This window comes from Desulfosporosinus burensis (assembly GCF_054657535.1).
The window spans coordinates 1-24612 of record NZ_BAAHYN010000018.1; the positions used below are offsets into that span (position 1 = coordinate 1).

Here is a 24612-nt window from a genome sequence, read left to right on the forward strand (position 1 = left end):
TTGTCTAAGGATTTTTAACTCTGAAAGGAGATAGGTTTTATGTTAACCTATGTTTTAAATCAAAATGGGAAACCGTTAATGCCTTGCAAGTCGTCTAAAGCAAGAAGACTATTAAAACAGAGCAAGGCAAAAGTTGTTAAGTTAGAACCATTTACGATACAGTTGTTGCATGGTTCAAGTGGATACAAGCAACCAAATTACCCTGGGCGTTGATGCAGGAAGTAAAATGATTGGGTTGTCTGCAACGACAGAAAATAACGAACTCTACTCAGCAGATATTCAATTAAGAAATGATGTCGTTGATCTATTGTCTACTCGCTTCGGAAGAAGAAATAGTGGTTTCTTCGATATCAGGACTTTAGACGGAACCAAGGTAAACAAAGGTAGTATCAGTTGCAAATCTTTCAAATTAATTGAAAGAAGAAAAAGTCTATTAACCGAGAGGAGGGTGGCAGGTTAGGGTATGTGTACGGCATTCCTCCACTACCCTAAAAGGATAGTGGTTTCCTGCCAAGCCATTATGAAGCCGCAGCGTTTTGTCTGGAAAGCGGTTGATTTGAATGGAATTCTTAAGCGCGGAGTTTGGGAAGGGGCTGGAATAACTGATGTTCAAGCTCGCTTAAGGAAAGAAGGATACTTTCCAGTCTGGGTTCGAGCTAAAAGGATTTGGAAAATGCCTTTGTTGCCGTTCGGTGGTATCCAATGGAGTCCCTTCGTTCGCCGACTTGGGACGCTACTGGAGGCTGGGATCCCGTTGCTTCAAGCCTTGGAGATTATGACTTTCCACGAGGAAAAGTTATCCTTGGAGCAAGAATTATGGAAAAGTGTCAAAGATCGAGTGGAATCAGGAAGTGATTTATCTGAGGCCTTAGCCCTTATAAATCCATGTCCCAACTCATTTGTGCTTTCGATGATTAAAGCTGGGGAATACACAGGGACGTTAGGGAAAATTCTAAGTGAAGTGGCTGAAGAATTAGAAGAGGAACATGAATTACATAAAAAAATTAAAGCAGCCCTTGCCTATCCCCTACTTCTTTCTTCAGGGGTAGTGGTCGTGCTATACGTTCTCTCTGTCTGGGTGCTCCCTATGTATGAAAAACTCTTTCTGAGTATGGGCAGTACAGAATTACCGATTGTGACTAAAGTCATTTTTGCTAGTGGTCGAGTACTTCCGGCTTTTTTATGGGGTATGCTGGGATTGGTCACAATGCTTATGATAATTGTCAGAGTTTCAAGAACTTATGATTGGAAGTTGCGCTTAGAGCATTTACTGGGACGGGTACCGATCATCGGAAGGGTTTATCGTCTCCGCGATTTGGTTCAATTTAGTCGGATGTTGGGTCGTTTAATAGCGGTCGGAATCCCTTTACTAGAAGCGTTGCGTTTAACGGCAGGAACGCTACGCAGTCCTGTGATGCTAGAGTTGACAAACCAGCTTGTGCTATCTGTTCGGCAGGGAAAACGTATGGCTCCCCTACTCCGCTCGAGTCGTATCTTTCCTAAAGAGGGGGCAGAAATGATCGCGATTGCTGAGGAAACCGGACAATTGGATCGAATGTTAAACTATGTCACCCAACTGTTTCGTCGAGAACTCGAGGATCAGCTTGTGCGATTACTGCGTATGATCGAGCCAACACTTATTCTTGCTTTAGCTGGGCTAATCGGCCTAGTTGCTAGCGGGGTAATGATTCCTATTTTTGATCTTAGTTCACATCTTGAGTGAACTCGTTCAGCTAAAGCTGAACATCGAGACTTTGGTGGGGGACTCTACCCCCACCGAAGCAGAATAAGGAACACCCCCTTATAGAAGTGGGAGTCTCGAACGTGGATGAAAGTTTGGGCTAAAGCGGAATAGCCACTTACAAAATTAGGTATTTTGAAAGTGGGTCTAGTGGAGAACTTATGGCTTCAGGCCAAGAATGGCTAAAAACAGAGAGGTCAAAGAATATGAGGAAAGGAAAGGAAAGGAGAATTGAGATGAATCATCTCAAGGAAAAGAACGGGTTTACGCTTATTGAGGTCATGGCAGTGATAATTATAATAGGTGTCTTGGGTGCAGTAGTGATTCCTAAATTGACATCAAGCACAGCAAACGCACGGCGAAAAGCGGACATCGCAACTGCACATGAGGTAAAAGCCGCCCTTGATCGCTATCAGATGGAAAAGGGAACCTATCCTAAAAATACAGAGTTGACAGCCGCTGAAGGTACTGTGACAAGTTCAAGTCTCATACCCAAATATATTAGTAAATTGGACAAATCAACGACCCAGCAAATCGTCCCTGAGGGAAACAAAGGATTTGGAGTGGTTAATATTGTGGCTGATGCTACAGATCCCACGAAATTTGTTATTCCAGACACGAAGACCAATACAATCATGATTTATTTATTTGGAGATGGTTTGGGAGCGGAAGTTCGAGTGTATGATGAAGGTCTCAAGGATTTTCTTTGGACGTCCGCAAATTAGCAAGAAAACTCCAAGCATAAAAATCTAGTCTAACGTTTGTAGTGCGGAAAAGTACTGAAAGGGGAAAGACCATTGTACCTAATAAGTATAATAAGCGGATTTTTTGGTATCTTGATCGGGAGTTTTTTGAATGTGGTCATTTGTCGTGTCCCACGTGGGGAATCCATTGTTTCACCTAGTTCATATTGCTATACTTGTGGACACTCCCTACGAGCTTGGGAACTCATTCCTATAGTTAGCTTTCTAATCCAGAAAGGACAGTGTAGTAACTGTGAGGCTCGGATCTCATGGCGTTATCCTGCGGTTGAAGCTTTGACAGGGATTCTCTTCTTTCTTACTACTTTCTTGAGCTTCGATTCCGGGATGCACCCTGCACGATTACTCTTAAACCTTACTTTTGTAGCAACGCTTGTGGCATTATCCTTTATTGATCTTGATACATTTCGTTTACCAGATGTGCTTACCCTCCCGCTCTTGGGAATAGGACTTATAGGAGCCTTTCTCATCCCAGGGAATCCTAGTGGATGGGAAAGTGTGCTTAGTGCCTTGGGCGCGGGAGGATTATTCTGGATTATCGCCCGAGTTTACCCGCAAGGAATGGGGCTGGGGGATGTGAAGTTGGTTGCAGCAATGGGAGCATTTTTGGGGTTCCCTGCTATTTTCAGCTCTATTTTTGTAGGAAGTTTTGTCGGCGCATTAGTGGGAATTTTCCTTATCCGTACGGGTAAAAAAAGCCTTGGTCAACAGATCCCCTTTGGACCCTACCTGGCATTGGGGGCGATACTTACCTTATTATGGGGAATCCAAATCTTTGAATGGTATTGGGCGTGGATATAATTCGATGCGAAAAGGTACTGTAGTCTTTGAATTGACTGATCGAGAAATCCGAGCGCTTTGGTTTTCTGTCCCTCCTTTTTCCTCTGTTATCAAACCAGAAAATAGATCAAAATTAGTCAAATTTGACCGCATTCCAATACCGACTGGTATTATCGAACAGGGCAATGTAAGGAATGAAGGTCTATTAATCGATCTTTTGTCAAGGTATGGCTCACAACTCCCTAAGAGCAGGCCAAAGGCCTATTTAGCGATTTCACTGCAACAAGGTTTTATTCGGGCTTATCCGTTACCGTGGCTCCCAAAACGCGACAGAACTTCGGCTTTGGCTCTGTTAGTCGATGAAGAAATTTCGATTGCTAGATCGGATTTGCTGTATGATTTCCTAATTATTTCCGAAGAAAAGCCCAAAAGTTTACGCATTTTACTGGGCGCAACTCGTCAGAGTATACTCGAACGGTATGTATTTATCTTTGAAAAAGCGGGGTTTAAAGTAAACGGTGTTGATTTCTCGTTCTCTGTCTTAGGGCAAACACTCGGGTTCGATCCTAACGAAGATGTTCTTTATCTACACGGGGAAGCTGGCTGTTTCCAAGTAGCTTTATTTCGTGGAGAGGTTCCGGAAAGTGTGCGAATATTGCCTCCTCTGCCTTCGATTGACGGTTGTGAGTGGTGCGAAAGCGAGCAGATCGAAGAAAGGGAAAAAGAGATCCAACGCTTTCTTTTATATTATAAAACACAACAGACAGATCTAAACTTGAAACGCTTAGTTTGGAGTGGTGATTCAGTTACAGAGAAGCTGGCACAGAGGTTACTAGCGTCAAATCATGTTTCTACAGGTGACCAAGCCACCTTAAAGTCTGTTCCGAATTCCTGGCAGGAGATTCTTAAGGAACATGTGGGTAGGAGTGAGGTGGTGGTAGGGTATGCACAGCGGATTTTGGCGCATGATCCTGTGCTCAACCTTTGGGGCCAACCAGCCTGGGCAGAAAAGATTAGGCGGAGGTACCTCGGGTTGGCATTTTTCCTCGGGTCGCTTTTAGTGATCGGAGTAATCTTATGGTTTTCGCTCCAGCGAATAACGATGTCTTTACAACTAGAGGTACAACTACTTTCACCTCAAGGCGCTGAGATTGAGGGGCAGGCCAAATATGAGCAGGCCCTTGGAACAGCATGGAATGCGGCACTGGTTCGTACCGAGAAAGTTGGAGAAGCATTAGCCGAAGTGCAAACTTTGTCGGGGAACGGGCTGAGGATAGAACAGGTGGTGTATAAGCAAGGTAGCATGTCTTTAAGCGGAATAGCTGAAGATGCCAGCAGTGTTCAAACGCTAATACATACGTTGCGGACCAAGGGGTGGGAACAACCTGCTTTGACGAGTTACAAATTGACAACCCTTAACAATGTCGAATTCTCTATGAGTGCTAGACATGGAACAATTGGCATGCAACCTGTGAAGGCGAGTGAAGCTAATCAAGTGAACTAGCAAGGAATAAGGTGGACTTATCAAGGAAGGAGTGGATATATTTGGCTTTCTTCTCGAGTGAGATAAGGGACACTACTATCCTAGATTCTTTGAAGATTTCCCTATTACCTCTTTCACTGCGCAGTTTAAAAGGAATTGCGGCGGGTTTAATTGTCTTAATGGCCCTAGCGTTTTTAGTTCTTTGGCAACCGACGTATATAAAATATCAATCCTTACAAAAGGAAAAAGACTATTGGTTACTGATGAGCTCTGAGAAGAAACTCACACAATCGAACTCTAAGCTGTCCGTCATTCCCACCCTTGATCAGTTACCCGATATGATCGAGAGGTGTCGTAGTACCTTCGAAAAAGAGGGTATAGACGTGGTTACCTTCAATGTAGAACGGTTTGGGGAGAAACAAGAAATGGGAAAAGCGGCAAGTTTGGATTATGCTTTAGTTCGTTTGAATCTACATGGACAATGGAATGGAATAGTAACATCTCTCAAAGCGCTTGAGGAAGTGCAGGTGGCCAGCATTCACGTTAAGGAAGTCGTTTTAGCATCCCAAGGTGGAGAGGTGCTTCTCCAGATTTATCTACGTCAGCTAAAAGAGCTCGACTTCAAAACACCGCAGCGATTCAGAGATGTGTCAGCATCTTCGGCAGTGGCATAGCGCCTTAACCGGGCAATATGATATTAAACCAATACTCTCAAGAGTTATCAAGAAAATGATGGCTGGTTATGATAAATTTGGGTAACAGGACATTCCCGTTCTTCCATAATCTAAGGAGAGGAGGGGATATGTAATGGGTGGTAAGGAGTATTGTATTCAACCTGGAGATAATTTTCATGACCTTGCTCAGCGTTGGGGAGGAACTTGTGAAGACTTCCTTTTGGTCAATCCGAGCGTTGATCCCATGAAACTTCAAATAGGGCAAAAGATTGTTCTTCCCGAATTTAAAAGCGCTCTCCAAGGGCAAGAACAATTTGCAGATATACGTATGGATCAGGGACAAGGGTTTGTTGGGGATTATCTAGATGAAGTCGAAATGGAAGTAGAGGGTGTTCGTGTTCGGTTAAGACGGATTGGTGAACCTAGAGTCCCTCATGAAATTCACTTTATTCTCCCTAGGACCGAGATCCGTAAAATCCAACCCGCAGGGGAATGTGGGCCGACCGATGTACAAATTATGTTAAGCAATCTGGACGTTGTACTCTCCCCTCGATTAGTGAGTGGTAATGGAGACCGCGCGGAACAGGGCAAACAAGTTATTTCGCCAGATGGTCAGACTCAAGCTCAGCCGCAAATCCAGGCCCAGACACAGGCTCAGGCTCAGGCTCAGTCTCAGACTCCAACTCCAACTCAAAAGACAGTCCAAGGAGAGAACGCGTCACCACAGTTACAATTTGGGGCAACTCCTCCCTATGATCAGGGTGCGCAAACTGCGACGCAACCATCTCAAGGACTTATACAGGGCAAAAAGCAACCGAGATGGCGCATGTCCTTCCCCTTTAATTAAAGTATCCGTACATCGAGGGCTGTCAATAGAACATTCAAATTAAGGAAGAGCTTTTTTGATTATGAAGGCTCTTTCTTAGTGTGATTTACCACTTGTTGCTAATTCCGATAAGTTTATATATTAAAATTTCAGATAAGAATTCCTCCAGTTGAAAATACTATGCTATAGTACAAAATTGTGTTAAAATTTCAAGGTAGTTAAGGAAGTGATAAATTGGCAAGTATATGGGTATTTCATGGTCCTAATATAAATTTATTAGGTCTACGTGAACCGGAACATTATGGATCACGCACCTTGGCAGAGATCAATGAAGATGCGTTAGAGACTGCGAACCTAGCAGGAATGCAGGCCGAATGTCGGCAAACGAATCACGAAGGGGAGCTCTTGGATTGGATTCAAGCGTTATCCTCTGACGACTTCTTAATTCTAAATCCTGGGGCTTGGACACATACAAGTTACGCGATTCGGGACGCTATTAGTGCTGTAAAAGTTCCGACGGTAGAAGTCCATCTTTCAAACATCCATGCCCGTGAAGCATTTCGCGCCAATTCCCTTATCGCACCGGTCTGTATAGGACAAGTATCAGGTCTGGGGGCAGACGGTTATGTATTAGCGATGCGTTATGCTGTTGACTACCAAGGCCGTAAGGCAAAAACATGAATTCAATATTCGAACTACTAACTACGAACCACGAACAACGATTTGGGGGGATACATCATCAATCGCATCGAACGAATGCGTCAACGCATGCATGAAGAAAGAATTGATGCTTATATTGTTATTCGTCCAGAAAATGGACGATATCTGAGCGGGTTTACGGGTGGAGAAGCAACTCTGTATATCACCTCAGAAAAAGCTATTTTATTAACTGATTTTCGTTACATAGAACAAGCAAAGGCCCAGTCTCCAGATTTTGAAATTATTGATGCGGGTCAGGACCACTTTGCTTCTTTGGCAGAAATCGGAGAACATGTCCAGCGAGTGGGTTTTGAAGGAGACTATGTCACTTACGTGGACTACGGAAAACTGCAAGCTGCGTTATCCCAAGCCGAACTTTTGTCTCTGCCCAATCTTGTCGGATATTTGCGTTCAGTGAAAGATGATTCAGAGCTTAAGCTAATTCGTGAAGCGGTAAAAATTGCAGATCTTGCTTTTGCCGATGTGTTAAAGACGATCAAAATCGGGCAAACAGAAGAAGAGATTGGCTTAAACTTGGACTTTTCTATGAGACATGCCGGAGCAAGTGGAGGTTCTTTTGATTTTATTGTAGCCTCTGGTGTGCGTTCTGCGCTGCCTCATGGAACGGCCAGCTCAAAGATTGTTCAATCAGGGGAGTTTCTGACGATGGACTTCGGTGCAATCTATCAGGGTTATTGCTCAGATATCACGCGGACGGTTTTTTTAGGCGAACCAGAAGACAAGCAGCGCGAAGTGTATGAAATTGTCTTGGCTGCGCAGAGAGCAGGAATTGAAGCAGTTGCCCCGGGAAGAACTGGCAAAGAAGTGGATGCGGTAGCCCGTAAACTAATTGAAGAAGCAGGTTATGGTGAATACTTTGGACATGGACTTGGACATTCCGTGGGTCTGGCTATCCATGAGGGACCAAATCTCAATAAGCGGGAAGATCGTGTGCTTGAACCGGGCATGGTCGTTACCGTGGAACCGGGTATATATATCCCGGATTGGGGGGGCGTTCGAATTGAGGATATCGTTTTGGTGACCGAAAATGGTTGCGAAGTATTGACCCAGGCACCAAAAGATTTCATAATCATAAAGTAACGTTTTAGACTTTCTTTGTATATAGCTTTAGAAACGGACAAACTAAATAAAAGGATTTTAGGGGGAAAGTGGTAGTTATGATTTCAACAAATGATTTTAAGACAGGTCTAACCATTCAATTAGACGGTGATGTTTTCTCAGTGGTTGAGTTTCAACATGTTAAGCCCGGTAAAGGTGCCGCTTTTGTTCGAACAAAATTAAAAAACGTTAAGACGGGTGGAGTCGTTGAGCGTAGGTTCAATGCCGGAGAAAAAGTGGAAAAAGCCCATGTGGAGCGTCGTGAAATGGACTATCTCTATAAAGATGGAGAACATTACGTGGTCATGGATAAGGAAACTTACGAGCAAACCTCTTTGACTCAGGGGCAAATTGGAGACGGTGTGAAATGGCTGAAAGAAAACATGACCTTAGGTGTGCTTTTCTATGATATAGAGGTTATTGGAGTGGATGTGCCTAATACGGTTCATCTAGCTGTTGCAGCAACGGAACCCGGTGTGAAAGGGGATACGGCTACTGGTGGGACAAAGCCTGCAACCTTGGAAACGGGTGCAGTCGTGCAAGTGCCTTTCTTTGTCAATGAAGGAGATATGCTGATCATTGATACTCGGACGGGAAGCTATGTTCAACGGGCCCAGTAAAGTCAGAGGTCAGAAGTCGAGGCCGGAAGTCGGAGACTTATAAGTGAATATCCTAAATAACATGAAAACATCTCTTATGGGGCAAACTAAGTTAAGGCATATAAAAGAAAATAACAAGTCAGTATGCCAATCTATTTCGTGTCATACTGCGTCGGCATGACCTGATAGCCCCGCTATGAGGTAAACATACCTCCTTGTCTGACGCAAAATATCCATGGCATCTTTGACTCGCAATTTTCTTTCATATGCCTAATTGCGACCATAGGAGGTGTTATTTTGTTATCTCAGCAGACTTCAAAGCTTAGCGTGATTCCGCTTGGAGGAACTGGAGAAATCGGAAAAAATTTACTGGTTTTTGAATATGAAGATTCAATTGTAATCATTGATGGTGGAGTAAAGTTCCCAGACGAAGAACTACTGGGCATTGATTTGGTAATTCCGGACATATCATATTTGGAGAAAAACCGCGAGCGAATTAAAGGACTCTTCATTACACACGGCCATGAGGATCATATCGGTGGACTGCCATTTATTTTACCAAAATTGAATATTCCCATTTATGGTACAAAATTGACCTTGGGAATGGTTCGTGCCAAGTTTCAGGAACGAACTCCTTATCCTGAATCGTTAGTGCGTATGTTAGAACCTGGTGAACGTATTCAGGCAGGGGCTTTTGAAGTAGAGGCGTTTCGAGTTACCCATAGTATTCCGGATGCTGTGGGATATTCTCTACTATCACCGGTTGGACGAGTTGTCTATACAGGGGACTTCAAGGTTGACTATACTCCCATTGATGGTCAGAACATGGATTTGAGAAAACTTGCGGCTTGGGGTGACGAAGGAATCTTAGCCTTGATTTGCGACTCCACAAATGCTGAACGTCCAGGGGTCACCATGTCAGAAGGGACAGTCGGGAAAGCTTTGCGGGAGAATTTCGAACGGGCTAAAGGGAAGATTGTTATGGCTTCTTTTGCTTCCAATGTACATCGGATCCAGCAAGCAATTGATGCAGCCTCTGACGTTGGTAGAAAGGTTTGTGTCGTCGGCAGAAGCATGGAGAACGTGGTTCGTACTGCGCTCGATTTAGGATACTTAAAGCTTCCCCAAGAGGATATGCTTGTTGACAGTACAGAAGTAGGAAATATACCTGCTACTCAGCTGTTGGTTCTGACCACTGGGAGTCAAGGTGAACCCTTAGCTGCTTTGACACGGATGGCCACTCGAAGTCATCGACAGATTAACGTTCTCGCCGATGATATGGTCATTATCGCAGCAACCCCAATACCCGGTAACGAGAAGCTTGTGGGAAAGACGATTAATCATCTTTATCAGATTGGGGCAGAGGTTGTAACCAAAGAAATGGGGCAAGTACATGTATCCGGACACGCCAATCAAGAAGAGATTAAGCTAGTAATACGCCTTACCCACCCTCGTTTTCTTATTCCACATCACGGTGAAATTCGTCATCAAGTTGCTTTAAAAAGAATCGGACATTCGCTTGGTTACTCAGATCCAGATATTGCTTTAACACAACTGGGCTCACGAGTTGAGATAACCCCAGAGCGCATGGAATTCGGAGAACGAGTTGAAGCCGGAAGCATTTACATCGATGGACTGGGTGTGGGAGATGTAGGGCAGATTGTTCTGAGAGATCGTCAACAATTGGCGCAAGACGGTGTGGTTGTGGTGGTAGCTGCACTTTCGAAAGGAAAGCCATACAGAATTTTGTCTGGACCGGATATTATCTCTCGAGGGTTTACCTTTATGAAGGAAGCTGAGATATTGGTAGATGGGGCTAGAAAAGTGGTGGAAGCTACCTTAGAAAGCCAGATCCAGAAGGAGCAAATGGAATGGGGCCCTCTAAAATCCAATATCCGTGACAGTCTAAGCAAATACTTATGGGATAAGACCCGGAGACGACCCATGATCTTACCTGTGCTACTACATCATTAGATCATATTACTAACTTTAGGTTGGAGCGCTGTGGTCTGTTATAAAACGACCGAAGCGCTCTACATCGTTTCAGGAGCTATTCCTGAAGTCAGGATGTACAATCAGCCGTTAAATGGTTTTTTTGCAGAACTAAAGTTTGATTTGCAGGAATATTGATTAAAATCGGAGAATACAGCCACTAGGAAGGAGGCCTGAAAATGAAATTCAGTAGAAAATGGAAATGGAACCAGGTCACTCCTTTGCGTATAACCATTCTATACGCGCTGACCGGTGGGCTCTGGATTCTCTTCTCAGATCATCTCTTAGGCCTGATCGTGTCGGATCATAGCGTGCTGCTTTATTTGTCAACCGTAAAGGGCTGGCTCTATGTTACAGTGACGTCGGTGCTTCTCTATGCCCTTATTCAATGGGGCTTCACCTCCCTCCAGAAATCTGAAAAAGTCCTGAAAAAAGATCGAGAACATTTAGAGCGCTATCAGCTTTTGGCGGAGCATGTTCTTGATTTAATAATATTTATCCGCCCGGATGGACAGATTATCGATGCCAACGAAGCTGCGGTGCAACGTTATGGTTATACCCGTGAGGAATTAACGAATATGCCTGTTCATCAGTTGCGTTTGCCAGAGGACCAATTATCAGTGGCCACCTTTTTAGAAAAGGCTCCCAAGGGGATACAGTTTGAGCTCAAACACGTTTGTAAAGATGGCAGTGTCTTTCCAATCGATATCAGTGCTAAGGGTGCAACGATCAACGGGAAACCAATTATTGTGAGTCTCATTCGCGATATAACAAAACGTAAAGATGTAGAAACCGAGGTTTGGCTGGCGAAGGAACGAGCCCAAGTCACGCTAGAGTCCATTGGGGATGCGGTGATCACGACTGATGTACGAGCGAATGTTGAGTACCTCAATCCCGTCGCTGAGGCTTTAACTGGTTGGACGAATGCTGAAGCAGTAGGCCTCTCCTTAGAGCAAGTTTTTCAGATTGTCAATGAAGACACAGGTATAAAAGTTGAAAGTCCAATTATCCGATGTCTTGAAGAAGGAAAGGTTGTCGGCTTGGCAAACCATACCGTCTTAATCAATAAAGCCGGATCTAGGATTGCGATTGAAGATTCAGCTGCACCTATTCGAGACCGTAATGAAACAATCATAGGGGCAGTTTTAGTGTTTCATGATGTCAGTTATAAACGAAATCTTATTAAAGAGTTGGCCCATCAAGCACAACATGATGCTCTAACTGGACTCCCCAACCGCTACCTTTTCAATGAACATTTAAAGCAAGCATTAGCACGAGCAAAGCGTAAACAGGGTAAGCTAGCGGTTATGTTTTTAGATTTAGATCGCTTCAAACTGATTAATGATACGATGGGCCTTAATATAAAGGCCAATCAACGACTTGCGACAGAGAACAGTCTGCGTAAGGCCTTAGTGCGCGGCGAGTTTGTCCTGCATTATCAGCCCCAGGTTGATTTTGAAAGTGGCTCAATTGTAGGTCTGGAAGCCCTCATTCGCTGGAATTCTGTCGAACGGGGAATGGTTTCCCCTGTTGATTTTATTCCTATTGCGGAGGAAACAGGGTTGATTGTGCCGATTGGAGAATGGGTTTTACGGACCGCCTGCGCACAGAATAAGAGTTGGCAAGAACAAAACTATCCGCCTTTGCGCATAGCTGTTAACATTTCAGCTCGGCAATTTAGAGAACCGGATTTCATCAAGTTAGTGGCTAAAATTCTTCAAGAAACAGGTTTGGAACCCCGGTGGCTGGAATTAGAGATCACAGAAAGTATTGCCATGGAAAACGGTCAAACATCTCTTGAGATGTTGAACAGTTTTAAAGAGTTAGGAGTACGGATTTCCATTGATGATTTCGGAACTGGCTTCTCTTCACTGAATTATTTACGGCGCATGCCGATAGACACCCTGAAAATAGATCAGTGCTTTATTCAAGATATCAGTTCGGGCGAAAATGGAGAGGAAGTAGTAACAGCTATCATTCAGCTCGCTAAAAACCTTAACTTAAAAGTTATTGCTGAAGGAGTAGAGACAAATACCCAACGGTCTTTTCTCAAGGATAAATTGTGCGATGAAATGCAAGGGTACCTCTATAGTAAGGCGGTTACATCGCAAGATGTTGAAAAGTTGTTTGTACAACCTCCAAAATAAAAGAATATTGTGTTGTTCACTTAGGCCGGGTAAATGCTTTGTCATGTGCTCGGCTTTCTACATTGGAGGAAGTGTCTTAGCGATAAATCTACTAACCCCACGACCCCCTTTAGTTTTAAGGGGGTTAACTCCCTTCTTCTTTGGGTCATTTAATATTATTTTGGAATATGCAGCCCTCAATGCTTCTTTGTGCTTGCCTTTAAACATAGTTTACGATCGATTGCAGTTGGAAGGGCCGGAACGAAACTTAAGTTTCGTTCCGGCCCTTTCAACTGCGTCATAGAACGTTCAGGTCGTACCTAATCCTTCTAAATTAGACCCAAACCAGAGGAAGCTTATTGGCTCAGAGAGCGCACAAAGCGCATTAGTGCAAGTCAAAGACAGTTACTGACTGTTTTATGGTTTTTCTGAAATATGCTTTACTCCTAACTATCCTGGGCATTGTTCGAATATGCCTTTTTCTTATACCGGCCAATATAGGAGATACTCTAAAGACCTTTCATGTACCGCTTTAGTTCATTGTAGAAGTTCTCACGAGTACCGGCAAGCACAATGACAATTGTCTCAGTTGGCATTTCTACAATCGTATAAGCGAGCTCATAATTGGTTTTATTGTAATATATATCGCAGCAGTAAATACCTGAAAGGTCGCCGCTTTTTGCTTCGCCGATGTAAGGATCAACAAGAAGTTCGTCTACAGTTTTTTTAAAAAGATATATAAGAGGTTTTTCTTTGAGCTTTTTTAGAAAACGAGCAGCAGGAGGCAAAATTATGAGCTTTAGCGCCATCACTTATCCTCCGTACCAAAAAGATCATCATAGGTGGAATGCTTGCTTTTCCCTTTAGCTGCAAGCTCGGCTTCTGTAATTAAACCTTCAACTGCAGGACGGATGTTCTTTCGCGTTTCTTTAAATCTGGTAAGCAATTCTTCGCCGGATAAGCCTTGGGAGATTAAGTCGGCTAAGATTTGTTCATCAAACTCACCGCCGCTCTCACGTACAGGACGTATAACAATGGCATTGTTTTGGATATAACACTCAACCTCTTTTTCGATACCCACGTCATTATAAAACTCAATTGGGATGGTTATTTGACGCTTCTGAGATACCGAGATGCGTTTTTTGAACATGAAATTACCTCCTCTTTGAACGGTCTGAGACATTACACTTCATCCTCATTTAATCTATGCAAAAAAAGGGCAAATATTCAAAGTTTCTTTGATTAATAATATCAAAGAAACAAAGATGAATCAAGAACACTCGGTGTGTGCGCGTACCCAGTTTCTATACAATGAGCGCGGACAATAAGGCGTGAAGAAACGCATTTAGCTTGTCCAAGGCTCAAACAGGACGTTCGAGATTAGAGCGCTGGCCATGAGTTGCCGAGTGTCCTTGTTGTCCGAAGACACTGTCTTCGCACGAATTAGCATTCTTGCAGGACAGCGAGAAGGGACCATCGCCATGGGCGGCTAAATTTCGTGATGGCATAGCATTCGACCAGAAAGCCCAGAGGTTTTAAGTTTTAGCCTTGCGACTAGAGAATAGCAATGGAACACGATAGTCTCCAGTGACGAAAGTCTCCAGTGGAGACTTTCGCCGAAGGCGCAGTGCCACATACGAATACTATCGCGCCGTAGGATGAGTATCGCCGAAGCCGCTATCCTCAAAGTATACATACCGGCGTAGGATGTGAGAACGTACTAAGAAACTTCCTCCTACATGCAAAGTCAAGTTATGCAGTCAAGACCGTCCCCGACTTGCACTGAGATGCTTTCACTTTTTTTCAGCAGGATGTCTAAAACCAGAAAGCTGGACATACCTTCTATCAAGGGGGGCAATAAGGTGTCGCTACATTACAAACTATCTGTCGTTCAAGCACCGAAACTGATGCACAATAAGCCTGCTATGTTAGCTAAGTCTTTGACTCCTCAAGCGAAGGAGAGCTATTCTGAGCCGAATCCAAGTGCGGTGTTATGGATGGATATCTCTAGATGGTTTAGCGAGGGGATTCGTTCGATTTTAAGCAAGATAAACGATGTAGGCTTTCAAGAGGTTGAAGAGCTCCGCTTGAGGATTGGTCGGCCACTCTTGGTTCGAACGTCAGACAAGGACTACTTTATTAATCAGGAAGGTAGGGTAACGAGTCCGGATAAGGCTTATTGGGTGAATCGGGAAGATCTTGTCGGTACTTTAGAACGGATGACCCATAGCTCGGTTTACGCTGCCGAAGAAGATCTTAAACAGGGTTTTTTGACTCTTCCTGGAGGGAACCGGGTTGGGGTAACAGGAGAGGCAGTCTTACAACACGGAAAAATTCAGACGATGAAGCATGTATCTTCCTTGAATATTCGTATTGCTCGAGATATGAAGGGAAGAGGTTTAAAGATTTTGCCCTTACTTTTAGGTGCTGACGGAAAAGTATGTCATACACTCTTGATTTCCCCTCCCCGTGCTGGGAAAACAACCCTCTTAAGGGATTTGATTCGTTTAATTAGTAACGGTGTTCCTCACTTAGGATTAAATGGCCAGACTGTTGGAGTTGTAGACGAACGAGGGGAACTTGCTGGGATGTGGCAAGGGGTACCGACCTACGACTTAGGATATCGTACGGACGTCTTAGATCGATGCCCAAAAGCTTCAGGAATGAGCATGGTGGTTCGCTCTATGGCGCCTCAAGTTATGGCCATGGATGAGCTTGGTCATACAGACGATGTCTTTGCCCTGTTGGATGCTTTACGCACGGGAGTACAAATCCTAAGCACTGCCCACGCCAGCTCAATAGAAGAAGCACAAAATAGGCCGGTTTTGGCTGATTTGCTGAATCAAGGAGTGTTTGAACGTTTGGTCGTCTTGAGTAGGCAAAATGGACCAGGAACCATTAAGGGAGTTTATAATCTTAAAACTGGGAGGATCCTGCAATGCTCATCCTCGGTTGTATTGTCCTGATCGCTGGTTGTGGATCTTCTGGATTGTGGTTGGCTAATCGAATCAGGCGGCGACCGTCTGAATTGCGAGAGCTATTAATGGCCTTGGCTCTTTTAGACACAGAAATTGTTTGGGGTGCAACCCCTTTGCCAGAGGCCTTTGGGATTGTGAAGGAACGAACGGATACGCCTTGGCAAGAATTTTATAAGGAACTTCAGGACCGGTTGCAGCGGGGAGAGTCAGCAGGCATTGCTTGGAAAGAGACAATATTGGCTCAAAAGGCGTTTTTCTGTTTAAAGCCAGAAGATTGGCAAGTAGTTCGTGACGTTGGGAAGGGCTTAGGTCGATCAGATCGTACCGAGCAACATAAACAATTAGAACTTGTCTTACGTCAACTTACTTTGATCAAGGAACAAGCAGATGTTTGGTCCATTAAACAAGCTAAAATGTGGTCCTATTTAGGCTTTCTAGGTGGGATCGCAGGAGTGCTCATTCTGATTTAAGCAGGGGAGGAGTCGGGAAGATGAGCTTCAATCTAATCATTACTGTCGCTGGAATTGGAATTCTAGTCGGAATATTGGCAACCGTACTTACTCAATCCGGGCGCAGTGAAATGGCACAGGGTGTTACAATTATGGGCGTTATTGTGGTTCTCTATATCGTAGTCCAGTCGATTGCGGAATTATTTACACTGGTTAAGAGTGTTTTCAACCTTTATTAGGGGGCTAAAGCGTGGAGATATGGCAAATCGTAGGACTAGCCCTGATTGTTACAATTATGAGTGTTGTTCTTAAGCAGATTCGACCTGAAATTGCCTTGCAACTTACGATTCTCGCAGGAGCCTCAATCTTTATCATCATTTTAAGTAAAATCAAAGTTATCGTTGACTTACTTCAAACTCTTGCTGATCAAGCTAATATCAGTTCCTACTATTTACTGATAATTTTAAAGATTGTGGGGGTGGCTTATTTAGCAGAGTTCGGTGCTCAGATCTGCCGTGACGCTGGAGAGAACTCGTTGGCAACCAAAATCGAGCTGGCAGCTAAGGTTGGGGTTATCGTCTTAGCGATCCCTATTATTGTAGCCATTACAGAGTCGCTGGTACGACTCGTTCCGTGAGGTGATGTGTTTGCGGAGATTCTTTCTAAGTTTAGTCTTATCAATCATCTTGTTGAGTGGGACAACTTCTCCGGTCTATGCGGAAGAGGCTGCATCTCCAAGCGCTGGAAAGGTGGAATTATCTCAAGAGGTCGATCTGACTCAAATGCGAGGTTTCTTGGACCAACTGGATGGAGATGTTCAGAAGGCAATGCCAGGGTTTTCCTTAGTCCGCATGTTTGAAGATCTTAAGAGCGGAAAACTGAGTTTGCGACCGGAAAACATCGGACAAACTTTATTAACTCTCCTAGGTCATCAAGTTTTAGGAACGGCTCCCTTAATTGGCAAGCTACTCATTTTGGCAGTATTAGGGGCAGTTTTAGGTCAACTTCAAGTTGCATTTGGGGGAAGCGTGGGAAAAACTGCCCAAGTGATGACGTATTTAGTTCTTTTGAGTTTAGCCATTACCTCATTTAGGGAGGCTTTGACTGTCGCTACGGGGGCAATTGATCAGATGGTCGGTCTCATGCAGACGATCTTCCCGGTTATCCTAACCTTATTAATCACGATGGGGAATCTGACCAGCGCTGCACTTTTTAAACCTCTGATTATGGGTAGCCTGACTGTGTTAGCTACGCTCATCAAAACCACTATTTTACCGCTATTTTTTCTCGCTGCCGTCCTTAAACTTCTCAATAATATCTCAGAACAGTTTAAACTTAGCAAGCTCGCTGGACTTTTCGAATTTGCAGGGAAACTTTGCTTGGGAGTTATCATGACTGTATTTATCGGAGTCATGACGGTTCAAGGGGTGACCGGAGGGGTTGCAGATAGTGTAGTTTTTCGTACCGCCAAGTATTCAGCAGATCTTATTCCTGTCGTGGGCAAATTTTTTAAAGATGCCGTTGAATTAGTGATTACGTCTGGTTTACTGCTCAAAAATGCCGTTGGAATTATTGCCTTAATTGCTATTATCATCATCTGCTTAGGTCCTTCAGTTAAGATTCTAGCGATGATCTTCGTTTTTCGGATCTCAGCAGCCCTGATTGAGCCTCTCGGTGAAAAGGCCCTTGCGGAAAGTCTGCAGGATATGTCAAAAAGTTTAATTTTAGTTTTGGTCACTGTCTCGTCAGTGGCGATCATGTTTTTTATGTCCGTCGCCGTGGTCGTTGGCACGGGAACTTTTTCGGTGATGTTGCACTAAGGAGGAGACCGTTGTGCAGACGTTGCAAACACTTGTACGTAATTTGGCTGTGATTCTACTCTTGGCCACATTTCTAGAAATGCTCCTACCCAATAAATCAATGCGTGGTTTTGTCCAAATGGTCATGGGATTGTTCGTGATTTCGGCAGTTCTTGCCCCTATTACTGCATTCTTACATACCCCATTATCCATGGAGATTCCCGCTTGGACGGCCACAACCCCTCAGGAGTTACCAGCGCTTGCTTTAGAAGGTCAAGGGGTTAAAGTAGGTCGGGATGCTGTCCAAGAGCAATACCGCCTGATTCTGATCAACCAGATCAAAGCACTGGCCTTAAGCACACAAGGAATCGAAACGGCGGAGGTCAATGTTGAATTGGAGGAGGGAGCGGGAGGGTTTACTGATCAGCCAAATATCACCAAGATTGAGGTTGTGTTAACAGCCACTAAGGATGAAATTAAACCTGTGCAACCCATTATTATCGAAAGATCTACTTCGTCTGTGAAAACTCAGTCTCAGAGAGCGGAAGAAGTTCAAGTGCGCATAGCCACATTTATGAGCTTGTCTAAAGAGCTAGTTTTTGTTCAAGAAAGTTAGGAAAAAGAAAGTGCTTGAAAGGAGGAAGAGGATACATGAATTGGATGAGGCAGATTTCATCAGATAAAATATTGGTTGGGTTAGTGGCCGTCATCGTTGTTGGAATGTCTTTTATTTACCTTGGCAAAGGACCCGTGGACCCTGCTCAAAGTACGCAAGCTAAATCCGACCAAACCAACGTTCCAGTCACGAGTACGAAAATTGGTATGTTAGAAAAGGAATTAGAAAGTAAACTCCAAACAAATATTTTAATGATGACTGGGGTAGGTAAAGTTAAAGTTTCAGTAAGCTTTATGACAGGACTAAGAAATGAGTATGCGCGGAATAATAACGTGACGAAAAGAACCAATAAAGAAACCGACAAGACTGGTGGAACCCGAGAAACGACGGAAATTACCGAGAATAACCAAGTGGTTATGCCCAGCGGTTCATCTCAACCAGTCATGGTGCTGGAGGATCGTCCAGAGATTGCGGGTGTTTTGGTGATTGCTGAGGGAGCAAGGGATCCAAAGGTGAGAGAGGGGATTCATTCAGCGGTGCAAACGCTCTTGAACATTCCGAGCGCGAGAATAACTGTTGTTCCCATGGGTGAAGGATAATGGCTTTTCCAAACAAGAAACGACCACTGATTATAGTTCTAGGGCATAAATCTTGGCTATGGATCGCCAGCCTAGTAGGATTGGCAGTTATCATGGGGATTATAGGAATTAAGTCAACAACCGCTGAGCCAAAGGCTTATTTTTCAAGCCAAGTGGATGTTTTGGTAAATTCTCCAGCGGAGGGTACTGGAATTAAATTCCAAGTTGAAACGGTTAAGCAAAGCGATTCAGGAGAAAACTATTTCGTAAATTATCGTTTGAAGCGAGAACAGTTTCGTCAAGAAACTAAAGCTATGCTCTCTGAATTGCTAAATTCAAGTGTGGAAAAAAGTAAGGCTCAAGCGCAAGAAAAATGGCTGGAACTTAGTACGAAAATACAACGAGAAGGCGAAATAGAGAACCTCCTAAAAATAAAGGGGTTTCAGGATGCTGTGGTAGATGTTTTTCAGGATAGCGTTACGGTGATCGTTTATGCTCAGATTCTAACCACAAATGAAGTGAATCTCATTCAAGAGATTGTTGTGCGAGTAACGAATGTTCGCTTAGATAAGATTACTATAACGGCAAAAAATAGCTAAGCTTATGCAGCGCTTGGAGCCAGCTAAGTTTCATAAAAGTATTGTATAAATCTTGCAGGAATATGGAGATATCAGCGCGAATTGAATAATAACAGTGAATGGGACTAAAATAACAGTTGAATAGGCCGAAAGACCCAATCGAGAGGGCGAGGAACACGGTAAATGAACAAAATTCTTATTGCAGATGACGCAAGTTTCATGCGATTGATGATTTCACAGATTCTTGCCCGCAAGGATTTGAGGAACACTATAGAAGCCGAAGATGGACGGCAGGCTGTAGAACGATTTAAATCTGATCATCCGGACTTGACACTCATGGATATTACTATGCCGGAACTGAATGGGTTGGATGCGCTTAAAGAAATTCTAGGAATCAATCCCTTAGCTAAAGTGATCATTTGTAGTGCAGTTGCCAATGAAAGTATGGTTGTTGAAGCTTTGAAACTAGGTGCTGTCGACTTTTTGGCAAAACCTTTTCGACCTGATGAACTCATACGGACGGTACAAAAACACCTCACTTAGTGATTGAACATCTTTAACTCACTAAGTAATCCGAAGCCGTTGCCTGTAAGGTGATGGCTTTTTTGCTATCGGGGCGACCTTATGTGGGTTAATTCAGTGAATTTACGGATAATATATTGTATACTTAAACTCACTTCGTTGAAAAAGGCAAACTACCCTCATATAATGATACATGTATGTTATGGTGATTCACTAGATAATTGGCGGTTGCAGGTCTTTAAAATTATCGAGAGACAATAGAGAGGGGTGAAGGCTATGATACCAGTTAAGATTACGGATACTACTTTGAGGGATGCGCATCAAAGCCTTTGGGCCACTCGGATGCGTACTGAAGACATGGTACCAATCCTTGCTGACATGGATGATATGGGATTTTTCTCTATGGAAGTGTGGGGAGGAGCCACTTTTGATGTCTGTATGCGCTTTTTAGGTGAGGATCCTTGGGAACGTCTAAGGGAGATCAAACGACATGTCAAAAAAACCCCTTTGCAAATGCTCTTAAGAGCCCAGTCTTTAGTCGGATATCAACATTATCCCGATGATGTAGTACGGGAATTTGTAGCGCTCAGTGTTAAGAATGGGATTGACATCATTCGAATTTTTGATTCCTTGAATGATGTGCGAAATATGGTTGTGCCAATGCAAGCGGCCAAAATGGCGGGAGCCCATGTTCAGGCGTCCGTGGTTTATACAATAAGTCCTGTTCATACAACAAAACACTACTTGGAAACAGCCACTGCCTTAGCTGAACTTGGAGCTGATTCCCTCTGTATTAAAGATATGGCCGGCTTGTTGACGCCGTTTAAGGCTTACGAATTGGTTTCCTTATTGAAAAAAGAATTAGGGATTATGATCCATTTACACAGTCATTATATTGGCGGAATGGCTGTAGGGACTTATTTGAAGGCAGTCGAAGCAGGGGCAGATGTCATAGATACAGCCAGTGTTCCTTTAGCCTTTGGGGCTAGTCAACCTCCTGTCGAAACAGTGGTACGGGCTTTTCAAGACACTGGCTATGATTCGGGCTTGAGTTTACGTAAATTATTCCGTATCGCAAAGTATTTTGAATCACTGCGTAAGAGTCGAGGGTTTGAACGGGGTATCACCCGGATTTCGGATATGAGGGTTTTTGAACACCAGGTTCCTGGGGGTATGATCTCTAACCTTGTTTCCCAATTGGAAGAACAAGGGGCCTTGGAACGAATACACGAGGTGTTGGAGGAGATCCCAAAAGTTAGAGCGGAATTAGGGTTTCCACCCTTGGTCACACCTACAAGTCAAATTGTTGGAACCCAAGCGGTATTAAATGTCTTGAGCGGGTCAAGATATAAGTTAATACCAGGGGAAGTGAAGGCCTATGTGCGGGGGTTATATGGACGACCTCCAGCTCCAATTAATACTGATATTCAAAAGAAAATTATTGGGGACGAAGAACCTATGACGGTTCGTCCGGCGGATAAATTAGAACCTGGAATGCCAAAAGCCTTGAAAGATAGTGAGGGTTTAACTCGTTCTCCTGAAGATGTCATCATTTATGCACTATTCCCTCAAATAGCTAAAAAGTTTTTTGAAGAGCGAAACCAAGGCGTTATAGCGAAAGAAGAAATGAAGAACGTACAAGAAACAAAGACAACTTGTTTGTCTAAGGAGGATCCGAATTTGAACTTACAAGAAATTAAAGAATTAATCCAGATCATTGATCAAACCGAAATTAGTGAGTTAAATCTCGAAAGTGATGGCGTCAAAATATCCATCCGCAAAGGACCGAGTATGGTCGCTGGTGTTCCAGTCACCGCTACTGCGCGCCAAGAAAATAGGGCGTCGGTTGCAGCAGACGCTGCTGTTCGAGTTTCTCCGAGCGTTGAAGCAGAGACAACTAAAGCTCCAGAACCTGTAGTTAAAGCAAATACTGAAATAATCTCAGCTCCCATGGTAGGGACCTTTTATAGCTCACAGTCTCCAGATGCAGATGCTTTTATAAAAGTTGGCCAAATGGTTGAAGTCGGGCAAACAGTATGTATTGTGGAGGCCATGAAACTGATGAATGAGATTGAGTCGGAATTCAAAGGCAAAGTGATCCAAATTCTTGTCGAAAACGGGCAGCCCGTAGAATATGGGCAACCGTTATTCGTTATTGAAAAATAAGGAGAAGAGAGCATGTTTAAAAAAATCCTGATCGCGAATCGTGGAGAAATTGCCTTGCGCATCATTCGGGCATGTCGCGAGCTTGAGATTGAGACGGTCGCAGTTTTTTCAGAGGGAGATCGGGAGGCTTTGCACGTTAAAGCCGCTGACGAAGCAGTCTGCATCGGTCCTGTAGCAAGTGCCAAGAGTTACCTAAATATCCCGAACATAATCAGTGCAGCTGAATTGACTGGTGTTGATGCAATTCATCCTGGCTATGGTTTTTTATCCGAGAACGCTCGATTTGCTGAGATATGTGAATCATGTGGAATCGCTTTTATTGGCCCATCCCCACATGTCATTGCAACCATGGGAGACAAGGCTACGGCAAGAAAAACAATGATTGAGTGTGGCGTTCCTGTAGTGCCTGGTTCCAAAGATATTATTGAAGATGAAGAGACAGCCGCTGCTGTTGCCGAAGAAATTGGGTATCCGGTGTTAATCAAAGCCTCAGCAGGCGGCGGTGGCAAGGGAATGCGGGTTGCCCAAAATTCTAAAGAATTAAGCAAATCGATTCAAGCAGCCCAAAACGAGGCTCAGGCTTCCTTTGGCAACGCTGAGGTTTATCTAGAGAAATACGTTGAAGAACCTCGACACATTGAGATTCAAATCCTAGGCGACAACTATGGGAATGTAGTTCATCTAGGAGAACGAGATTGTTCTTTACAACGTCGTCATCAAAAACTATTAGAAGAATCCCCTTCAAGTGCTTTGACACCGGAATTAAGAGCAGAAATGGGTGAGATGGCGGTCAAAGCAGCTAAGGCAGCAAATTATTCGAACGCCGGAACCATTGAGTTTTTGTTGGATCGTCATGGCAAATTTTATTTTATTGAAATGAACACACGCATCCAGGTTGAGCATCCAGTCACTGAGCTAGTAACTGGCATTGACTTAGTCAAAGAACAAATCCGCTTGGCGGCCGGAGAACCACTGGGGTATACTCAAGAGGAAATTCAGCTGCGAGGTTGGGCAATAGAATGCAGGATAAACGCCGAAAATCCAGAGAAGAATTTTATGCCTTCACCCGGACTGATTACAAGCTATCATGTTCCTGGGGGACCTGGAGTTCGAGTTGACAGCGCGGCTTACCAAGGGTATATGGTTTCGCCCTACTATGACTCAATGGTCGGAAAACTGATTGTCTGGGGCGCCACCAGGCAGGAGGCCATAGCACGTATGAAGCGAGCCCTAGAGGAATTCGTGATTGAAGGGATCCATACGACAATCCCCTTCCACTTGATCGTCTTGGAAAATGCCTTCTACCGACGTGGAGAAGTCTACACGAATTTTATTCAGCGCCGAATTTTAGGAGAGTAAACTCGTTCAAGACCCCCACTTACAAGAGTGGGGGTCTTGAAAACTGGCTAAACACGTTCTTCGTTCTTCGAACTACAAATTTCGAATAATAGTCTTTGCTAGATCCGCCTTAATTTGGTATAATAACAACGTTATTATTTGGATATAGGAACTTGCTTTAGCGGAGTTTCTCAAGTGCTACATCGAAAGTGTAAGCAGTACTTATCCAAGGCAAATGTGTGATGGTGTAATACGATGCGGTGTTCGATGTTTGATATGGTTGATATTTTCGACATTCGAACCACTAACCACGAACATCGAACATCGACTAGTGGGAGGTGAGTGCATGGAAAGTTTAGGAACGGATAATTCCCTCGGGTCTATACGAATTGCTGATGAGGTTGTTGAAGTTATTGCCGGTTTAGCAGCTTCTGAAGTAGAAGGTGTAGTTGGAATGAGTGGGGGTCTTGTGGGAGATCTTGCACACATGTTAGGGAGAAATAAAAACCTAACCAAAGGGGTTAAGGTTGAAGTAGGGGAACATGAGGTAGCGGTAGATCTCTATATCGTCGTTGAGTATGGTGTATCGATACCTGATGTCGCTTTAAGCGTGCAGGAATCAGTGAAGGAAGCCATAGAAAGCATGACTGGGCTCAAGGTCGTGGAAGCAAATGTACATATACAAGGGGTAAATTTTAAACCAGTTTCTGAAATCAAAGAAGATGATCTTCGTCTGAAGTAGAGTTGGCCCCCCCTGGAAATGCCAGGGGGGGTTTTAAAAGAGGGGG

At 43.9% G+C, this 24612-nt stretch carries 26 protein-coding genes and 1 pseudogene; 25 read left to right on the forward strand and 2 right to left on the reverse strand.

The genetic code is table 11. The annotated features are described in order from the left end of the window. Nucleotides 1-78: 78 nt before the first annotated feature. The 13 genes and pseudogenes from ACYQ3Q_RS24390 to ACYQ3Q_RS24450 all read left to right on the forward strand — a co-directional run bounded on the left by ACYQ3Q_RS24390 (nt 79) and on the right by ACYQ3Q_RS24450 (nt 12821). Nucleotides 79-460, forward strand: a pseudogene (locus tag ACYQ3Q_RS24390) (RRXRR domain-containing protein). Nucleotides 461-463: 3 nt separating this feature from the next. Beyond that, complete coding sequence (locus tag ACYQ3Q_RS24395) at nt 464-1723, forward strand: type II secretion system F family protein (protein ID WP_459931046.1); 1260 nt, start codon at nt 464-466, stop codon at nt 1721-1723. A 254-nt stretch (nt 1724-1977) separates the two neighbouring features. Beyond that, nucleotides 1978-2466 (forward strand): type II secretion system protein, encoded by a 489-nt coding sequence (locus ACYQ3Q_RS24400; protein ID WP_459931047.1) that lies wholly within the window; start codon nt 1978-1980, stop codon nt 2464-2466. Between the two features lie 72 nt (nt 2467-2538). After that, nucleotides 2539-3303, forward strand: a complete 765-nt coding sequence (locus tag ACYQ3Q_RS24405) for a prepilin peptidase (RefSeq protein ID WP_459931048.1) — start codon at nt 2539-2541, stop codon at nt 3301-3303. Nucleotides 3304-3307: 4 nt separating this feature from the next. Then, entirely contained in the window at nt 3308-4786 is a 1479-nt protein-coding gene (pilM, locus tag ACYQ3Q_RS24410) for a type IV pilus biogenesis protein PilM (RefSeq protein WP_459931049.1), read from the forward strand. A gap of 41 nt (nt 4787-4827) precedes the next feature. Beyond that, nucleotides 4828-5439: a hypothetical protein gene (locus ACYQ3Q_RS24415; RefSeq protein ID WP_459931050.1), complete on the forward strand. Its 612-nt coding sequence runs from the start codon at nt 4828-4830 to the stop codon at nt 5437-5439. A gap of 133 nt (nt 5440-5572) precedes the next feature. Continuing rightward, on the forward strand, nt 5573-6286 hold the full coding sequence (locus ACYQ3Q_RS24420; RefSeq protein WP_459931051.1) for a LysM peptidoglycan-binding domain-containing protein: 714 nt from the start codon (nt 5573-5575) through the stop codon (nt 6284-6286). 213 nt (nt 6287-6499) lie between these two features. Next, entirely contained in the window at nt 6500-6946 is a 447-nt protein-coding gene (aroQ, locus tag ACYQ3Q_RS24425; RefSeq protein ID WP_459931052.1) for a type II 3-dehydroquinate dehydratase, read from the forward strand. 75 nt (nt 6947-7021) lie between these two features. After that, on the forward strand, nt 7022-8065 hold the full coding sequence (locus ACYQ3Q_RS24430) for a M24 family metallopeptidase (protein WP_459931053.1): 1044 nt from the start codon (nt 7022-7024) through the stop codon (nt 8063-8065). Between the two features lie 77 nt (nt 8066-8142). After that, the gene (gene efp / locus ACYQ3Q_RS24435; RefSeq protein ID WP_459931054.1) at nt 8143-8703 is read left to right on the forward strand and encodes an elongation factor P; all 561 of its coding nucleotides are present in this window, start codon (nt 8143-8145) and stop codon (nt 8701-8703) included. Nucleotides 8704-8979: 276 nt separating this feature from the next. After that, nucleotides 8980-10656: a ribonuclease J gene (locus ACYQ3Q_RS24440; RefSeq protein WP_459931055.1), complete on the forward strand. Its 1677-nt coding sequence runs from the start codon at nt 8980-8982 to the stop codon at nt 10654-10656. Nucleotides 10657-10686: 30 nt separating this feature from the next. Beyond that, nucleotides 10687-10812: a hypothetical protein gene (locus ACYQ3Q_RS24445; RefSeq protein WP_291300797.1), complete on the forward strand. Its 126-nt coding sequence runs from the start codon at nt 10687-10689 to the stop codon at nt 10810-10812. Between the two features lie 41 nt (nt 10813-10853). After that, complete coding sequence (locus ACYQ3Q_RS24450; protein ID WP_459931056.1) at nt 10854-12821, forward strand: sensor domain-containing protein; 1968 nt, start codon at nt 10854-10856, stop codon at nt 12819-12821. Between the two features lie 488 nt (nt 12822-13309). On the opposite strand, the gene ACYQ3Q_RS24455 is transcribed toward ACYQ3Q_RS24450, so the two are convergent. Both ACYQ3Q_RS24455 and ACYQ3Q_RS24460 read right to left on the reverse strand, forming a co-directional pair. Next, entirely contained in the window at nt 13310-13609 is a 300-nt protein-coding gene (locus tag ACYQ3Q_RS24455; protein ID WP_459931057.1) for a type II toxin-antitoxin system RelE/ParE family toxin, read from the reverse strand. Then, entirely contained in the window at nt 13609-13950 is a 342-nt protein-coding gene (locus tag ACYQ3Q_RS24460) for an AbrB/MazE/SpoVT family DNA-binding domain-containing protein (RefSeq protein ID WP_459931058.1), read from the reverse strand. The genes ACYQ3Q_RS24455 and ACYQ3Q_RS24460 overlap by 1 nt, the downstream gene beginning before the upstream one ends. A gap of 712 nt (nt 13951-14662) precedes the next feature. Between ACYQ3Q_RS24460 and spoIIIAA the strand changes: the two genes are divergently transcribed. From spoIIIAA to ACYQ3Q_RS24520, 12 genes are all read left to right on the forward strand, one after another. After that, nucleotides 14663-15766 carry a stage III sporulation protein AA gene (gene spoIIIAA / locus ACYQ3Q_RS24465; RefSeq protein WP_459931059.1) on the forward strand — a complete coding sequence of 368 codons (1104 nt, stop codon included), beginning with the start codon at nt 14663-14665 and terminating at the stop codon, nt 15764-15766. Next, nucleotides 15739-16248 carry a stage III sporulation protein AB gene (locus ACYQ3Q_RS24470; protein ID WP_459931060.1) on the forward strand — a complete coding sequence of 170 codons (510 nt, stop codon included), beginning with the start codon at nt 15739-15741 and terminating at the stop codon, nt 16246-16248. The genes spoIIIAA and ACYQ3Q_RS24470 overlap by 28 nt, the downstream gene beginning before the upstream one ends. Before the next feature lie 20 nt (nt 16249-16268). Continuing rightward, entirely contained in the window at nt 16269-16466 is a 198-nt protein-coding gene (gene spoIIIAC / locus ACYQ3Q_RS24475; protein ID WP_034145691.1) for a stage III sporulation protein AC, read from the forward strand. A gap of 11 nt (nt 16467-16477) precedes the next feature. Further along, a complete protein-coding gene (spoIIIAD, locus tag ACYQ3Q_RS24480) occupies nt 16478-16864 on the forward strand; it encodes a stage III sporulation protein AD (protein ID WP_034145690.1) in 387 nt (128 codons plus the stop codon). A 10-nt stretch (nt 16865-16874) separates the two neighbouring features. After that, nucleotides 16875-18047, forward strand: coding sequence for a stage III sporulation protein AE (gene spoIIIAE / locus ACYQ3Q_RS24485; RefSeq protein WP_459931061.1), 1173 nt, complete (start codon nt 16875-16877; stop codon nt 18045-18047). A 13-nt stretch (nt 18048-18060) separates the two neighbouring features. Continuing rightward, nucleotides 18061-18642, forward strand: coding sequence for a stage III sporulation protein AF (locus tag ACYQ3Q_RS24490; RefSeq protein ID WP_459931062.1), 582 nt, complete (start codon nt 18061-18063; stop codon nt 18640-18642). Between the two features lie 35 nt (nt 18643-18677). Continuing rightward, nucleotides 18678-19241, forward strand: a complete 564-nt coding sequence (locus tag ACYQ3Q_RS24495; protein ID WP_459931063.1) for a stage III sporulation protein AH — start codon at nt 18678-18680, stop codon at nt 19239-19241. After that, a complete protein-coding gene (locus ACYQ3Q_RS24500; RefSeq protein WP_459931064.1) occupies nt 19241-19819 on the forward strand; it encodes a SpoIIIAH-like family protein in 579 nt (192 codons plus the stop codon). Before ACYQ3Q_RS24495 ends, ACYQ3Q_RS24500 begins: the two co-directional genes overlap by 1 nt. A gap of 162 nt (nt 19820-19981) precedes the next feature. After that, complete coding sequence (locus ACYQ3Q_RS24505; protein ID WP_459931065.1) at nt 19982-20341, forward strand: response regulator; 360 nt, start codon at nt 19982-19984, stop codon at nt 20339-20341. 255 nt (nt 20342-20596) lie between these two features. Continuing rightward, nucleotides 20597-22486, forward strand: a complete 1890-nt coding sequence (accB, locus tag ACYQ3Q_RS24510) for an acetyl-CoA carboxylase biotin carboxyl carrier protein (RefSeq protein WP_459931066.1) — start codon at nt 20597-20599, stop codon at nt 22484-22486. 12 nt (nt 22487-22498) lie between these two features. After that, complete coding sequence (gene accC, locus ACYQ3Q_RS24515; protein ID WP_459931067.1) at nt 22499-23845, forward strand: acetyl-CoA carboxylase biotin carboxylase subunit; 1347 nt, start codon at nt 22499-22501, stop codon at nt 23843-23845. A 325-nt stretch (nt 23846-24170) separates the two neighbouring features. Then, nucleotides 24171-24566, forward strand: coding sequence for an Asp23/Gls24 family envelope stress response protein (locus ACYQ3Q_RS24520; RefSeq protein ID WP_459931068.1), 396 nt, complete (start codon nt 24171-24173; stop codon nt 24564-24566). Nucleotides 24567-24612 lie beyond the last annotated feature (46 nt).

Bases quoted from the DNA above. Each gene is read 5' to 3' on its own strand.
- accB (WP_459931066.1), top strand. From the start codon at position 20,597: ATGATACCAGTTAAGATTACGGATACTACTTTGAGGGATGCGCATCAA.
- ACYQ3Q_RS24395 (WP_459931046.1), top strand. From the start codon at position 464: ATGTGTACGGCATTCCTCCACTACCCTAAAAGGATAGTGGTTTCCTGC.
- ACYQ3Q_RS24460 (WP_459931058.1), bottom strand. From the start codon at position 13,950: ATGTTCAAAAAACGCATCTCGGTATCTCAGAAGCGTCAAATAACCATC.
- ACYQ3Q_RS24455 (WP_459931057.1), bottom strand. From the start codon at position 13,609: ATGGCGCTAAAGCTCATAATTTTGCCTCCTGCTGCTCGTTTTCTAAAA.
- accC (WP_459931067.1), top strand. From the start codon at position 22,499: ATGTTTAAAAAAATCCTGATCGCGAATCGTGGAGAAATTGCCTTGCGC.
- efp (WP_459931054.1), top strand. From the start codon at position 8,143: ATGATTTCAACAAATGATTTTAAGACAGGTCTAACCATTCAATTAGAC.
- ACYQ3Q_RS24505 (WP_459931065.1), top strand. From the start codon at position 19,982: ATGAACAAAATTCTTATTGCAGATGACGCAAGTTTCATGCGATTGATG.
- ACYQ3Q_RS24520 (WP_459931068.1), top strand. From the start codon at position 24,171: ATGGAAAGTTTAGGAACGGATAATTCCCTCGGGTCTATACGAATTGCT.
- ACYQ3Q_RS24470 (WP_459931060.1), top strand. From the start codon at position 15,739: ATGCTCATCCTCGGTTGTATTGTCCTGATCGCTGGTTGTGGATCTTCT.
- pilM (WP_459931049.1), top strand. From the start codon at position 3,308: ATGCGAAAAGGTACTGTAGTCTTTGAATTGACTGATCGAGAAATCCGA.
- ACYQ3Q_RS24420 (WP_459931051.1), top strand. From the start codon at position 5,573: ATGGGTGGTAAGGAGTATTGTATTCAACCTGGAGATAATTTTCATGAC.
- ACYQ3Q_RS24450 (WP_459931056.1), top strand. From the start codon at position 10,854: ATGAAATTCAGTAGAAAATGGAAATGGAACCAGGTCACTCCTTTGCGT.
- ACYQ3Q_RS24495 (WP_459931063.1), top strand. From the start codon at position 18,678: ATGAATTGGATGAGGCAGATTTCATCAGATAAAATATTGGTTGGGTTA.
- spoIIIAC (WP_034145691.1), top strand. From the start codon at position 16,269: ATGAGCTTCAATCTAATCATTACTGTCGCTGGAATTGGAATTCTAGTC.
- ACYQ3Q_RS24430 (WP_459931053.1), top strand. From the start codon at position 7,022: ATGCGTCAACGCATGCATGAAGAAAGAATTGATGCTTATATTGTTATT.
- ACYQ3Q_RS24400 (WP_459931047.1), top strand. From the start codon at position 1,978: ATGAATCATCTCAAGGAAAAGAACGGGTTTACGCTTATTGAGGTCATG.
- ACYQ3Q_RS24500 (WP_459931064.1), top strand. From the start codon at position 19,241: ATGGCTTTTCCAAACAAGAAACGACCACTGATTATAGTTCTAGGGCAT.